13 protein-coding genes are annotated in these 12,669 nt (G+C 37.3%); all 13 read right to left on the bottom strand.

Annotation, left to right across the window (positions count from 1 at the left end; all coding sequences use genetic code 11):
* Positions 1–111: 111 nt before the first annotated feature.
* The 13 genes from recA to CRG87_RS00805 all read right to left on the bottom strand — a co-directional run bounded on the left by recA (position 112) and on the right by CRG87_RS00805 (position 12,636).
* Positions 112–1,224: a recombinase RecA gene (gene recA / locus CRG87_RS00865; RefSeq protein WP_074425584.1), complete on the bottom strand. Its 1,113-nt coding sequence runs from the start codon at positions 1,222–1,224 to the stop codon at positions 112–114.
* A 152-nt stretch (positions 1,225–1,376) separates the two neighbouring features.
* Positions 1,377–2,036: an ABC transporter permease gene (locus CRG87_RS00860; protein WP_046306465.1), complete on the bottom strand. Its 660-nt coding sequence runs from the start codon at positions 2,034–2,036 to the stop codon at positions 1,377–1,379.
* A complete protein-coding gene (locus CRG87_RS00855) occupies positions 2,036–2,971 on the bottom strand; it encodes an osmoprotectant ABC transporter substrate-binding protein (protein WP_074425585.1) in 936 nt (311 codons plus the stop codon). The genes CRG87_RS00860 and CRG87_RS00855 overlap by 1 nt, the downstream gene beginning before the upstream one ends.
* A gap of 13 nt (positions 2,972–2,984) precedes the next feature.
* On the bottom strand, positions 2,985–3,608 hold the full coding sequence (locus CRG87_RS00850) for an ABC transporter permease (protein WP_074425586.1): 624 nt from the start codon (positions 3,606–3,608) through the stop codon (positions 2,985–2,987).
* 1 nt (position 3,609) lies between these two features.
* Positions 3,610–4,785 carry an ABC transporter ATP-binding protein gene (locus tag CRG87_RS00845; protein WP_074425587.1) on the bottom strand — a complete coding sequence of 392 codons (1,176 nt, stop codon included), beginning with the start codon at positions 4,783–4,785 and terminating at the stop codon, positions 3,610–3,612.
* A gap of 154 nt (positions 4,786–4,939) precedes the next feature.
* Positions 4,940–5,500: a CDP-diacylglycerol--glycerol-3-phosphate 3-phosphatidyltransferase gene (gene pgsA / locus CRG87_RS00840; RefSeq protein WP_074425588.1), complete on the bottom strand. Its 561-nt coding sequence runs from the start codon at positions 5,498–5,500 to the stop codon at positions 4,940–4,942.
* 34 nt (positions 5,501–5,534) lie between these two features.
* Positions 5,535–6,593, bottom strand: a complete 1,059-nt coding sequence (locus CRG87_RS00835; RefSeq protein WP_074425589.1) for a helix-turn-helix domain-containing protein — start codon at positions 6,591–6,593, stop codon at positions 5,535–5,537.
* A gap of 78 nt (positions 6,594–6,671) precedes the next feature.
* The gene (ymfI, locus tag CRG87_RS00830; RefSeq protein ID WP_074425590.1) at positions 6,672–7,400 is read right to left on the bottom strand and encodes an elongation factor P 5-aminopentanone reductase; all 729 of its coding nucleotides are present in this window, start codon (positions 7,398–7,400) and stop codon (positions 6,672–6,674) included.
* 171 nt (positions 7,401–7,571) lie between these two features.
* The gene (locus CRG87_RS00825) at positions 7,572–10,019 is read right to left on the bottom strand and encodes an FtsK/SpoIIIE family DNA translocase (protein ID WP_074425591.1); all 2,448 of its coding nucleotides are present in this window, start codon (positions 10,017–10,019) and stop codon (positions 7,572–7,574) included.
* Between the two features lie 19 nt (positions 10,020–10,038).
* Positions 10,039–10,431, bottom strand: coding sequence for a DUF1149 family protein (locus CRG87_RS00820; protein WP_046306452.1), 393 nt, complete (start codon positions 10,429–10,431; stop codon positions 10,039–10,041).
* Positions 10,431–10,991 (bottom strand): tRNA (cytidine(34)-2'-O)-methyltransferase, encoded by a 561-nt coding sequence (locus CRG87_RS00815; RefSeq protein ID WP_046306450.1) that lies wholly within the window; start codon positions 10,989–10,991, stop codon positions 10,431–10,433. Before CRG87_RS00815 ends, CRG87_RS00820 begins: the two co-directional genes overlap by 1 nt.
* A gap of 48 nt (positions 10,992–11,039) precedes the next feature.
* Positions 11,040–12,242 (bottom strand): AI-2E family transporter, encoded by a 1,203-nt coding sequence (locus CRG87_RS00810; RefSeq protein ID WP_074425592.1) that lies wholly within the window; start codon positions 12,240–12,242, stop codon positions 11,040–11,042.
* Positions 12,243–12,255: 13 nt separating this feature from the next.
* Positions 12,256–12,636 (bottom strand): PTS glucitol/sorbitol transporter subunit IIA, encoded by a 381-nt coding sequence (locus CRG87_RS00805; RefSeq protein WP_074425593.1) that lies wholly within the window; start codon positions 12,634–12,636, stop codon positions 12,256–12,258.
* Positions 12,637–12,669 lie beyond the last annotated feature (33 nt).

Here is a 12,669-nt window from a genome sequence, read left to right as displayed (position 1 = left end):
TGTTTTTAGATTATTTACACATAATTAATAATAATGAACCGCGAGAACGATGTCAAACAAGTAGAAAAAAACCTTGATCTAAATTATAGATCAAGGTTAATCTCCTCAACTTTAGTTACTTTTGTTGTCGGTTTCCTTTTTTTCGGAAACCTCCTTTTCAGCATTTTCAGCTTCTTTAGCCTTTTTACTTTTAACTTTTTCTGGGTCTTCACGCTCAGCAATTGATTCTTCATCAATTCCATAAGCCTGCCTTACCTTCTGTTGAACTTCATCATAAATATCAGGATGGTCTTCAAGATATGCCTTGGCATTTTCACGCCCTTGACCAATTCTTTCATCGTTATATGAATACCAAGAACCCGCTTTAGCAACAATATCTTTATCGGCAGCCATATCAAGTAATTCACCACTTTGTGAAATACCCTTGCCGTACATCATATCAACTTCAGCAACTTTGAATGGCGGTGCAACCTTGTTTTTAACCACTTTAATTTTTACTCGGTTACCAGTAATTTCGCCACCAGTTTGCTTGATTTTTTCTGCTCTTCTAATCTCTAGTCTAATCGTAGAATAGAACTTAAGGGCACGGCCACCAGGGGTGGTTTCTGGATTACCAAACATAATACCGACTTTTTCACGAATCTGATTAATAAAAATCGCAATCGTTTTTGTCTTATTAATGTTTCCTGACAGTTTACGCAAGGCCTGACTCATCAAACGAGCCTGCAAACCAACGTGACTGTCACCCATCTCGCCATCAATTTCTGCTTGAGGTACTAAGGCAGCTACAGAGTCAACAATTAAAATGTCAATTGCACCACTAGTAATCAGTGTGTCCGCAATTTGCAAACCTTCTTCACCAGTATTTGGCTGGGATAGGATAAGTGAGTCAACATCAACACCTAAAGCTTCCGCATATGCTGGATCCATTGCGTTTTCCGCATCAATATACGCAGCCGTTCCGCCACGCTTTTGCACTTCAGCTACAGCGTGCAAAGCAACCGTAGTTTTACCTGAAGATTCAGGTCCATAAATTTCAACAATTCTGCCTCGCGGATAGCCGCCAACCCCAAGAGCTGCATCTAATGCAAGCGAGCCGGATGGAACGGTTGAAATTTTGGTATCCGCCTTGTCGCCCATGCGCATAACGGCACCTTTACCAAAATTCTTTTCGATTTTTTTCAGCGCATTTTCCAATGCAGCCTGCTTTTCATCTTTGGCCAAGAATTTTTTCCTCCTCTAGTATCTAGTCCTCAATTTAGTACTTACTAATTATACTTTGATTTAGTGTATATTTGCAAGAAAAAGCGAACAAATGTTTTAAAATTACTTTCTTACTAATAAGTACGCTAGAACTAACAATAATTTTTTGCAATTTAATTTCTTAGCCCTTTTGGTTGCAACCATTTTTGTAAAAAGTTCAGAAGTAAATCTGCCAAAATTGCCATTAACGCGGTTGGCAATGCACCTGCTAAAATAATTGCACTACCATTAGTTGCATTGGTACCACGGATAATTATATCGCCTAATCCTCCTGCACCAACAAAAGAACCAATTGATGTGATTCCAATTGCAATCACGAGAGCATTTTTTAATCCGGCAATAATTACTGACATTGATAACGGAAGTCGCACCAGATAGAGCAACTGCCATTTAGTCATACCCATCCCTTTACCTGAGTCAATGACATTTTTATCAACACTCTTCATTCCAGTATATGTATTTTTAATAATTGGCAATAAAGAATAGAGCGTTACCGTCACTATTACTGTCATTACACCTAGTCCCATCGCAATCATAATTATTGAAAGCAACGCAAGTGACGGAATAGTTTGAATAAAGTTGGCAATTTCTACAACAAAGTTACCTAAGTGTGCATTTCTAGAAATAAAAATTCCAATGGGAATTCCAACTACAGCAGCAAACAGTACGCCATAAATCGAAATTAAAAACGTACGGTTAAATTGTTGCAAAACGTAACTGCCATTGTGCTGGTAATAATAAATAAATTGTTGCCACAAACCTAATTTTGACATTATTTTTGCCCCCTAAAGTAATTGTGCTTGACCAAGAATTGATGAGCGACAGTAGCAGGCTCAAGTAATTTATCATCCACTTGATAATTCATTGCCCTAATTTCATGGACATTAATATTACCTACTAATCTACTTAAAAGCGGCTTCAAATCTGGATGCTCACGTAAAAGATAGTTATTAATCAACATCCCGCAGTTATATGGTGGGAAAAAGTGCTTATCATCTTTTAGTAAGTGTAATTTATAGCTATCAATCCGACCATCAGTTGAATAGCCTAAAATGACATCCATCTTTCCACTCTTCAAAGCTGAATATACTAATCCGATATTCATTGGGTGTGCTTTTGAAAAGGTAATGCCATACGCTGTCTGAAAGGCAGGATAACCAACACCAGGAGCATTGACCCATTCGGATGCAACTCCGAAAGAAAACTTGTCCTTCACCTTTTTCAGATCAGAAATATTATATAGATGATATTTTTTCTGATCTTTTGCTCTTACCATAAAGGCATAGTTGTTTGCGAAACCATAAGTTGGCAGATAAGTTTGATCCCATCTTTTCTTTACTTCTCGCCTAACTGTTTCATTCGCCTTTTTTGAATCCTTAATTGCTGGTAATAGTAAATTGGCGGTCAACTCACCACCATCATAGGCCGCAGCTTGAATGTCAGCATCATGCCGATAAAGAGCTTGGTGTTGCATTGGCGCTGAACCTAAATTATTGATAATCGAAGTTTTATAATTCGTTTCATGTTCAATCAATTGAGCAACAATGTTAGCCACAATTTGTGATTCAGTAGTCGTTAGAGCCGTAATCCTAATATCGTCATTTTGCCCCTGAGTATCCGCTAAACCAGGTAAGCCACAAGCACTGCTGGTCAATACAAGTAAGACTGAAATGAATAACAACAATATATTTTTAAATTGCTTTTTCATTAGACATGCCTCCTTATATTCCCTTTGGCGAAAGTTTCTTCTCTAACTGGCCTAATAAGTAATCTGCCAAAAGTGCCAAGATAATAACTGGAATCGTACCACCAAAAATTAAATCTGGTTGATATAAACTCAAGCCATTGAAGATAAAGTCACCTAATCCTCCTGCCCCGATATATGAAGCTAAAGTAGCCCAAGCGATGACATAAATAGCTGATAATCGAATGCCTGACATAATTACTGGCATTGCTAAGGGAATATCAACCTTGAGAATTAATTGCATTTTCGTCATTCCCAGCCCGCGAGCTGAGTCTATCGTGTCTGGATTTACATCAGTCAAGCCAACGTATGTGTTTCGCATTATTGGCATCAAACTATAAAGAAATAAAGCGATAATTGCTGGTACACGTCCTACGCCAAAGAAAGGAATCATCATTGCAAGTAGTGCTAGGGCTGGAATAGTCTGCAACATACTCGCAAGTGCAATTACGTCTTTGGCAGTCTTAGGAAATTTAAGCAAAATTACACTAATCGGTACCGCAACTATGATTCCTAAAAACAATGAAATTGCGGAAATATAAATTTGTTGCCAAGTTTTTTCAAGCAACTCTGAACCATGCTGTGCAATGAAAGCAGACATACTAATTCGCCTTCTTTTCTAACTCTTCTGTTGCAGGTTTCTTTTCTCCCCAAATTTTTTCATAGACAACATTAACTAAACTAGCTCGAGTAACTACTCCAATTAGCTTTCTCTCTGCGTCAACGACAGGAATATATTGACCGTTGCGGCTTAAAATTCTGCTGAAATTATCACGTAAATATTCTTCAGGCCCAACGGTAGCATTAATTGGCAACATAATATCACTAACTGAACTAACATGAGGATATTTTCTTTGTAAGTCAGCAATCGAAATGTAACCTTTCAAATGATTATCATCATCAATTACAAGCAGAGTATCAACGTGACGTTCCTTCATCATAGCTAACGCATCATTCAAAGAAGCACCCAAATTAATTTTTACGGGTGCTGTCATCACATTTTTAACCTTAACAGTTTCATATTTTGCTTCAGAAAGTCGCTCCTCACCAATCAAGCTCTCAACAAATTTGTTTGCAGGATGATGCAAAATTTCTTCCGGACTTCCTACCTGAATTAACTTGCCATCATGCAAAACGACAATCTTAGTGGCAAGCTTTAATGCTTCATCCATATCATGTGTTACAAAAACAATCGTTTTGCCTAACTGCATTTGTAAATTTTGCACTAAGTTCTGTAAGCTCTCCCGTGTAATTGGATCGAGTGCACCAAAAGGCTCATCCATTAAAATCAAATTTTGATCTGCAGCCAAAGCCCGCACTACACCAATCCGTTGCTGTTGTCCTCCAGAAAGTTCAGCTGGATAACGGTCTAAATAAGATTCGGGTAATTCAGCCATTTTGATTAAACGCTCTGCTTCTTCATTGAGCTTTTCTTTTGGCCATTTTAAAAGTTTGGGCACCAGAACGATATTTTCACGAATTGTCATATGCGGCATTAAGCCATTATTTTGAATTACATAACCAATCTTTCGACGTAAGTTAACTAAGTTAAACTTCTTTACATCCTTGCCGTTAACCAAGACTTGTCCCTTAGTTACGCTATTCATCCGGTTAATCATTCTCATTAACGTCGTTTTACCTGAGCCGGAGGTACCGATTAAACAGCAAAATTCACCCTTATTTATTTTAAAGCTAATGTGCTCCACTGCTGGTTGCTTCGACTTGGAGTAAATCTTCGTCACATCTTTGAATTCAACCATTGGACTTTCTTCTACCATAAAATCTCTCCTTTTCATTTTAATTATAATTTAATCTTAACAGTATTATTACTAGTTATCAATCTTGTTGCTCTACACTAGGCTTCACCAATTAACTTTTGGCAAACAAAAAACACTAACTAAGTTAGTGTTTTTATAGTTATTCAATTTGTTTTTACATAGAACCTTTGAAAACATCCCATGAACTGCGGAAGTAATCCCAGCCAGAGTATATTGTAAAAATTAAAGCTAGATATAGCAAAATTGTTCCAATATGGTAAAAATCACCAATTAATAAGAAGATGATTGATAGCATTTGGCATGTTGTCTTAATTTTGCCTGGCATAGCGGCTGCCATTACTTGACCCTTGTTTTCAGCAAGTATCAAACGTAAACCAGTTACTGCTAACTCCCGACAAACAATAACTGCAACAACCCATGCTGGAGCTAAATTTAATGAAATCAACATAACGAATGCTGTCATTGTCAACATCTTATCAGCTAAAGGATCAGCAAACTTACCAAAGTTAGTAACTAGGTTTTGCGAACGGGCAATATGTCCGTCAAACCAATCTGTCGCCGATGCAACTGCAAAAACAATCGCAGCAACTACTAACTTCCAATAGACAGTTGATCCAGCAACCTTAACACTGGCATCTCCACCAAAAATAATAATTAATACAAATACTGGTATTAAGAAAATTCTAAAAACCGTTAATTTATTAGGTAAATTCATTCTAAATTACTTCTTTCTACTATTTGGCAACCTTTTACCGACCACCGTTACTGTTATTTGTGGACTGGTTAGAATGGTTAGCTTCAGTTCCCTGACCATTATTAGTTTGCTGGTTTGTTTCATGACCGGATTGACCATTATCAGTTTGATTATTCTGCTGACTGGTAGTGGTCTCATTTGACTGGTTTTGGTCTTGATTAGTATTGGTATTTGAATGGGTAGTCGTTTGATTATTATTAGTTTGCGTTGAATTATTCTCAGTTGTCTGAGATTGTTCTTGCTTGTGCTTACCAATATAGAAAGTCAAAGTGCTACCAGTAATCCGTGGATCAAAGTGCATTCTCTTACCGCCAATCCTAATTGTTGCACCATAAGGATTAGTAAATGTCACTACCATTGTTTTAGCAGATTCAGGAATAGCTATAGTACGTTTCTGATTTGAAGTTAGTACTTGATTTGCTTGGCTAACGCCGTCAATTATAACTGAAACATTGGTTTGTTGATTACCAGCACGTACAACTAAATTACGATTTTCCTTTAAACCAGTTACTTGATACTGATTATTACTCAACTGCTTAATTTTCACTTTAGCTTTCTTAACTTGCTTCCGCTTCTTAGACTTTGTGGTGTTACTATCTGACGAAACAGAAACATCGTTAGCAGAATTATCAGGTTGATTGTCGCTAGCTGAAAAATGAGCATAAACCATATAACAAACAAGCACGGCTAAAATAATTCCTACGCCAACAATAATTCTTGGAAGGTATTCTTTCCAAATCTTCTTTTTATTGCTAGTTGTTTTGCTAACTTCTTCACTTTTGTTGTCGATGGAATCCTCAACGTATTCATCAGGCTCGGCTTGGGGAACGTCGTTGTGGTATTCACTAAGAAGCTGTTTTCCGTCTAATCCGACTACTTGTGCGTATTGTCTGATAAAAGCACGTACATAAAAGTCTCCAGGAAGCTTATCAAAGTCATCTTGCTCAATTGCCGTCAGATACCTGCCTTGAATTTTGGTTGCTTTTTCAATATCTTCAATTGAAAGTCCCTTTGCCTCTCTGGCACTGCGTAATTTGTCTCCAATATCTGCCATAGTTACCCCTTTTAATTTTTAAATTCTACACACTGAGTATAACATATATACTACTAATTTCTTTTGACATTATATAAACTATGTTAACCATCCACCACTAACGTAAAGCGTTTGTCCAGTCAAATAAGTCGAATTGGAATCAAGTAAGGCTTTAACCCAGAACGAAATGTCATTGCCACTAGCTAAACGTCCAGCTGGAATATCTTCTACTACTTCTGCCATTTCTTCAGCAGGAATAACTTTATTCATTGATGTATCAACCGCACCGGGCGCAATAACATTAACCGTTAAGTTAGCAGATGCAACTTCTCTAGCATATGCCTGGGTAAAACGACTGAGTCCAGCCTTGGTTGCACTATAAACTGCTTCCATTGCACTGCCCTGAGCTCCATAAACTGAGCCGATAAAAACAATTCGACTAAAATCATTTTTTATCAAAAGCGGCTCAAGTAGGCTAGTCAACTTAATTGGTGTAACCAAGTTGACCTGCATTATCTCATCCACTTTATCTAAATGTTGGTCACTCAGAAGATGATAATCTGTAATACCCTGAGCAAAAATAACTGCATTAACTGGTAATAAACTTTGCACCATTTTTTCAAGCTCATTATTTTCTGCTAAAAAACTGAACTTCAGCGGTAGAAAGTCCTGCGTTGGATACTGCTTCATGAAGCTTTGACTCATTTCACAAGCAGTTGTCCAGTTACTGCTACAATGAATATATAAAGACCAACCGGCTTCGGCTAAGTCAGTACAAATTGATTGACCAATACCACCAGTTGCACCAAAAACTATCGCTCGCTTCATCAAAACATTTCCTTTTTGTTTTAGTGAACAAACAGCAAAACAGCATTGCAATTATATAATAATTACTTTTTAGATGCTACAATTTCGACTAAAGTTCACATTCGAATTAATTTTAACATTATTTTTTCTCAAATTTTGTCAAAAAAACAACATGCTAAACTTTCTTAAAAATTAGCTCTTATCTTCGGCTTTTTGAGGCTGTATTAATACTTGACGTGGCTTTGATCCTTCGGAAGGGCCGACTACACCATTAGCTTCCATTTCATCAACGATGCGCGCTGCACGATTGTAGCCAATTCTAAACCTACGTTGCAACATTGACACACTGGCAGATTGTTGCCTTCTTACTAGATCAACAGCTTGATCATATAATTCATCCTCTGGCTCAGCATCAGCATTATCAGCTGCTTCTTCCGTTTTTTGCGGAATCATACCCTCATCATATTTTGGCTTTTGCTGTTGGCTTACCCACGAAATTACTTTTTCAACTTCACGAGAAGAAATATAGGCGCCTTGAATTCGCTCTGGCTTTGAAGCACCCACTGGCATGTACAGCATATCACCACGCCCTAGCAACTTTTCTGCACCATTTTGGTCGAGAATAGTCCGGGAATCAATTCCACTTGAAACCGCAAATGAAATTCTGGAAGGTACATTAGCCTTGATTAGTCCCGTAATGACATCAACACTTGGTCGTTGCGTTGCTAAAATCATGTGGATACCGGCAGCACGAGCCATTTGTCCCAAACGAACAATTGCACCTTCTACGTCGCGGCCACCAACCATCATTAGATCACTTAATTCATCAACTACAACTAAGATGTATGGTAAAGGCTGCATCACAGGCTTACTTTTATCCTGATTATTTATTTCCACCTTTTCATTAAATTCAGCCATGTTACGTGCACCACTTGCAGCAAATAGTTTATACCGACGCTCCATTTCTTTAACTGCTTTACTTAAGGCATTTGCAGCTAATTTTGGATCCGTGACCACCGGAATTAACAGGTGGGGTACACCATTATAGACTGAGAGCTCAACCATCTTCGGATCAATTAAAATCAATTTTACTTGATCTGGAGTGGCTTTCATTAAAATACTTGTTAATATCGTGTTTACTGCAACAGATTTACCAGAACCGGTTGAACCAGCAATCAGGAGATGCGGCATCTTCGTCAAATTGGCAGAAATAATTTGTCCACTGACATCCTTACCGAGTGGAACTTGCATCGGATCAGCTTTAGCCTTGCTGTCCTGATTTTGCATCACATCTTTAAAAGCCACAACTGAAGTTGCACGATTGGGTACTTCAATTCCAATATATGGTTTACCCGGAATCGGTGCTTCAATTCTGATATCTTTTGCTGCAAGAGCCAGCGCAAGGTCATCAGCTAAGTTAACTATCCTGCTCACCTTTACACCGACGGCTGGTTGAACTTCATACCGTGTGACCGTAGGTCCCAAAATTGCTTTCTTGATATTAACATTGACGCCAAAGCTCTTAAAAGTAGATTGCAGGGTCTGGGTATTTTTCCTAATCAAAGCTTTGTCAGCACTTTGGTCAGTGTTTTTAACTGAATCGAGTAATGTCAACGGTGGCTTTTGATATTCGGGGTTAACTACTTCTTTACCATCAAATTCACCGTGATCAACTGATCCAAGCTCCTGCATCAATTTCTGGTCTTCGTCAGCAAAAGAATGAGATTTAGGTAGTGCGTTATTGGCTGTTCCTGAATGCTCTTGCTGGTCATCATGACTGGAATATTGAACTTGCCCATCATCTTCAAGTGGCTCTTGATAAGTTGGCTGTTCTTCAATTGGAAGTTCTTCTGCAAAATCATTTTCTTGATTGGACGAAATATTACTTTCATCTTCGTTATCGTCTTTTACAGTAAAGTCATCAACATTTGGAAAAACTGGTGATTCAGAAGAAAGTGGATCTTGAAAATCGTCCTCTTTTTCTTCTCTTTTTTGAATTTGTTCCTCACGAATTTCACTGTATTTCTCTTTGATTTTTGAACCAGCTTTTTTATTTTTGGCAATAAACAACTGGCTGACTGCCTGAAACTTCCTGATGATGTCAGCAAATTTAACATCAAAGAACATTAAAATACCAATTGGAATGAACAAAATTGCAAATACACGCAACCCAATATGTCCAAGTAGTGGATAAAACAGTTGATAGCATATAGCACCAATTAATCCACCTCCAATCGACTCAGTAATAGCAGCACGGCCAAATTCAGCAGACATCTCGTGCCAAAAAGCGTTCATAAAAGCACTATTAACTAATTCACGTTCAAAATAAACGCTACTTTGGATAATCAAAAAACCTAAAATTGCTAATAGCAACCCACATGTTCTTTTCAGCTTAAAATGCATCGGTTTGTTGTAAATCAACATCACTAAACCAAAAATTGCACATAGTCCCGCAACTAATAGATAAGAGTCACCAAAAAATAGGCGGAAAACATTAGCAATTTGTTTACCTAGAATACCAAATTTGGCAAAAGCTAAAACTACAACAATTATTTGGACAAGACCGACAATAGCCCAAGTTATCCCTGTATTTTGCGCCTTCTTACTTACTTTTGTTGTCTTCTTCTTTTTCTTAGGCATAAAACCACCTAATTAGGCTTTAAAAGTTGGCTTGGAAGTTCAAATTAACTGGTTCATCCAGGGCAATTTGTGTAACTTCATAAGTCAAAGTTTCGATATATTCAACCAATGGGCGACTTAAGATTTTATAATCTGTTTTTGAAAGGTCACTACCATCACCGAAATAATCTTTAATTTTAACAACTTGGCTAATCATGCCACTAACAGTGAATTCACCAGGAGCAGGGGCCACTTCAAAGACAACGGTAATGTCGAAATAGTTACCATCTTCACCCGGATCAGTGGTGCCATCTTCATTTTGTTTTTCAACTTTTTTCAAACCAAAGTTTACATTGTCCTTAGTTTCAAGTTCTTCATTAATGTCGTAGTGAAAATTCTTTACTATAACTGGTGTTTCTTTATTAAATTCCATTATTGTTCTCCTTTTAAATTACGTTCATATCTTTCTGGACGATTATAACTGTCCTTAAGTTTATCATTTTCGTAGTGATGCTCTTTTTCCAATCCCGGAAAACCTTGCTGACGAATTGCTTCCAACAAGACAATCGCAACCGAATTAGCTAGGTTATAGCATCTAATATTATCAGACATTGGAATCCGCAAATTGCGTTCATAATATTCTCGCATAAACGTTTCTGGTAAACCAGTTGTTTCCTTACCAAAAACAAAATAATAATTCTTTTTTGGATCTGTGTAACTTACTTCCGCATAGTTTTTTGATGAAAATTTGGAAATCAAGTACATTTCATCGTCTGGACCAAGACTGTTTAAAAAAGCCGTAAGGTCATCGTGCAGCCGCACGTCAACCTTATCCCAATAATCAAGCCCGGCACGTTTCATAGTTTTATTATCAATGCGAAAACCAAGTGGTTCAATTAAGTCCAATACAGTATTAGTACCCGCACAAGTACGCGCAATATTACCTGTGTTAGCAGGCATTAATGGTTCATATAAAACAACGTGATTAGTCACTTTTTTCTCCTTAACATAAAAAGTGTGGCCCAGTGACCACACTTTACTTTAATTCTTTGTCACTTCTTCGTTATCAACTGTCTTCTTTGGAACTAAAGAAGTTTTTTCGTCTTCATCAAAAACTTTTGAAACCTTACGATAGTAATTATACACACGCATGATGATGATTTTTAAAATTGCGTAAATTGGAATACCAAAAATCACACCCCACAAGCCCCAAACAGCACTTGAACCAATCAAGAGAAGAATAGTTGTAACTGGATGCATTTCCATTTTATTTCCCATAACCAATGGACTAATCAGACGTGATTCAATTGTTTGCTCAACAGCAAAAACAATTAAAACTTTAATGACCATCGGTAGAGAAATCATGATACCAATTACGATTGCTGGAATAAACGCAATAAAAGTACCAAAATACGGAATCAGGTTTAAAAAGGCACTTAAAACAGCGAGCGCAATCCCATACGGCAGACCGATGATGCTATAGCCGATTGCAAACATAATCCCTACCCAAAAGGCAACTGTTAATTGACCTCTGATATATGAAGAAAGAGCTGTATTAATGTCATATAGCAATTCACCAAAACCGTTTTGCCAACGTTTAGGAGCAAATTGGGTCAAATAAGGACGTAGATTATGTCCATCTTTCAACATGAAGAATAAGATAAATGGCGCCGTTAATAACGTCATAAAGATCATCGTAACAATACTAATTGCCGACGAAATATTATCTAGTGCCGCATCAACCGCATGTTGGCCAGATTTGAAAATCATGTCCTGCGCACGTGCAATTGCATCATTAATATTATTTTTCACACTATGAAATTGTGGATCACTTAACATATTTTGAACAGCAATTGTTGCATCATTCCAAATATGAGGCCAGTGTCTTATTAAAGAATCGACTTGCGTTTGCACAATTGGCAATAAAGTATTAACAATCCAAACCAGTAATACCGCTACCAGTAAAAACAAGCCAATAATCGTTGCAACCCGTGGTACTTTGAACTTACGCTCAAGAATGTCGACCAAGGGGTTCATAATGTAATATTGAATTAAGGCTAGTAACAAAGGTGGCAAGATTGCACTTACAAATAGCTTTGCCGGATTCATCACAAAAGATATTTTATTAAAGACCCAAATAATCAGGAAAAACAATAAAATATTGAGTAAGACAATGCTAAAGCGATTATTCAAAAACCACTTTTGAAAAATGCTCTGTTTTTTAGGATTTTCTTGTGAGTTCATTAAATCCCCCTATTTAAACATGCTCGTAGATAATTTCATCACCTACATTAAACTCTGGGAATGTTTGCTTATCAGCAAACGTCAAGTAGACAGCATTTGCCATGGGATTTTTAGGCTTTTTTTGATCAAAAAAGATTGTAATATGACCTAAAGCTTTCATATTACTTTCGACCATTGCTCCGACATAATCAGCCACGTAGGTTTGACCATCAATCGTAATTGTGTCGCCCTTTTTGAACACAAACTGACTAACTGGTGTTGTGTCATCAAATTTTTGAATGACTGAAACATCATCTAAATCAGTTGTCACATTATCACTAAATAAAATCACCATTTTGCCGTCTGCTTCAATAGCTTGTTGACCAATTTTCGTAATCGTTGAGTTCCATTTCATTTTATTAAGCTCCTTAGACAATAATTTTAGCAT

Origin of the sequence: Lactobacillus apis, assembly GCF_002837055.1 — a bacterium.
GTDB lineage: Bacteria > Bacillota > Bacilli > Lactobacillales > Lactobacillaceae > Lactobacillus > Lactobacillus apis.
This window is presented reverse-complemented; position numbering and strand designations above follow the sequence as displayed.

What these genes read in the sequence shown, in the direction of transcription:
- CRG87_RS00860 (WP_046306465.1), bottom strand. Translation starts at nt 2,036, where the DNA reads ATGTCAAAATTAGGTTTGTGGCAACAATTTATTTATTATTACCAGCAC.
- CRG87_RS00855 (WP_074425585.1), bottom strand. Translation starts at nt 2,971, where the DNA reads ATGAAAAAGCAATTTAAAAATATATTGTTGTTATTCATTTCAGTCTTA.
- CRG87_RS00850 (WP_074425586.1), bottom strand. Translation starts at nt 3,608, where the DNA reads ATGTCTGCTTTCATTGCACAGCATGGTTCAGAGTTGCTTGAAAAAACT.
- CRG87_RS00845 (WP_074425587.1), bottom strand. Translation starts at nt 4,785, where the DNA reads ATGGTAGAAGAAAGTCCAATGGTTGAATTCAAAGATGTGACGAAGATT.
- pgsA (WP_074425588.1), bottom strand. Translation starts at nt 5,500, where the DNA reads ATGAATTTACCTAATAAATTAACGGTTTTTAGAATTTTCTTAATACCA.
- CRG87_RS00835 (WP_074425589.1), bottom strand. Translation starts at nt 6,593, where the DNA reads ATGGCAGATATTGGAGACAAATTACGCAGTGCCAGAGAGGCAAAGGGA.
- ymfI (WP_074425590.1), bottom strand. Translation starts at nt 7,400, where the DNA reads ATGAAGCGAGCGATAGTTTTTGGTGCAACTGGTGGTATTGGTCAATCA.
- CRG87_RS00825 (WP_074425591.1), bottom strand. Translation starts at nt 10,019, where the DNA reads ATGCCTAAGAAAAAGAAGAAGACAACAAAAGTAAGTAAGAAGGCGCAA.
- CRG87_RS00820 (WP_046306452.1), bottom strand. Translation starts at nt 10,431, where the DNA reads ATGGAATTTAATAAAGAAACACCAGTTATAGTAAAGAATTTTCACTAC.
- CRG87_RS00810 (WP_074425592.1), bottom strand. Translation starts at nt 12,242, where the DNA reads ATGAACTCACAAGAAAATCCTAAAAAACAGAGCATTTTTCAAAAGTGG.
- CRG87_RS00805 (WP_074425593.1), bottom strand. Translation starts at nt 12,636, where the DNA reads ATGAAATGGAACTCAACGATTACGAAAATTGGTCAACAAGCTATTGAA.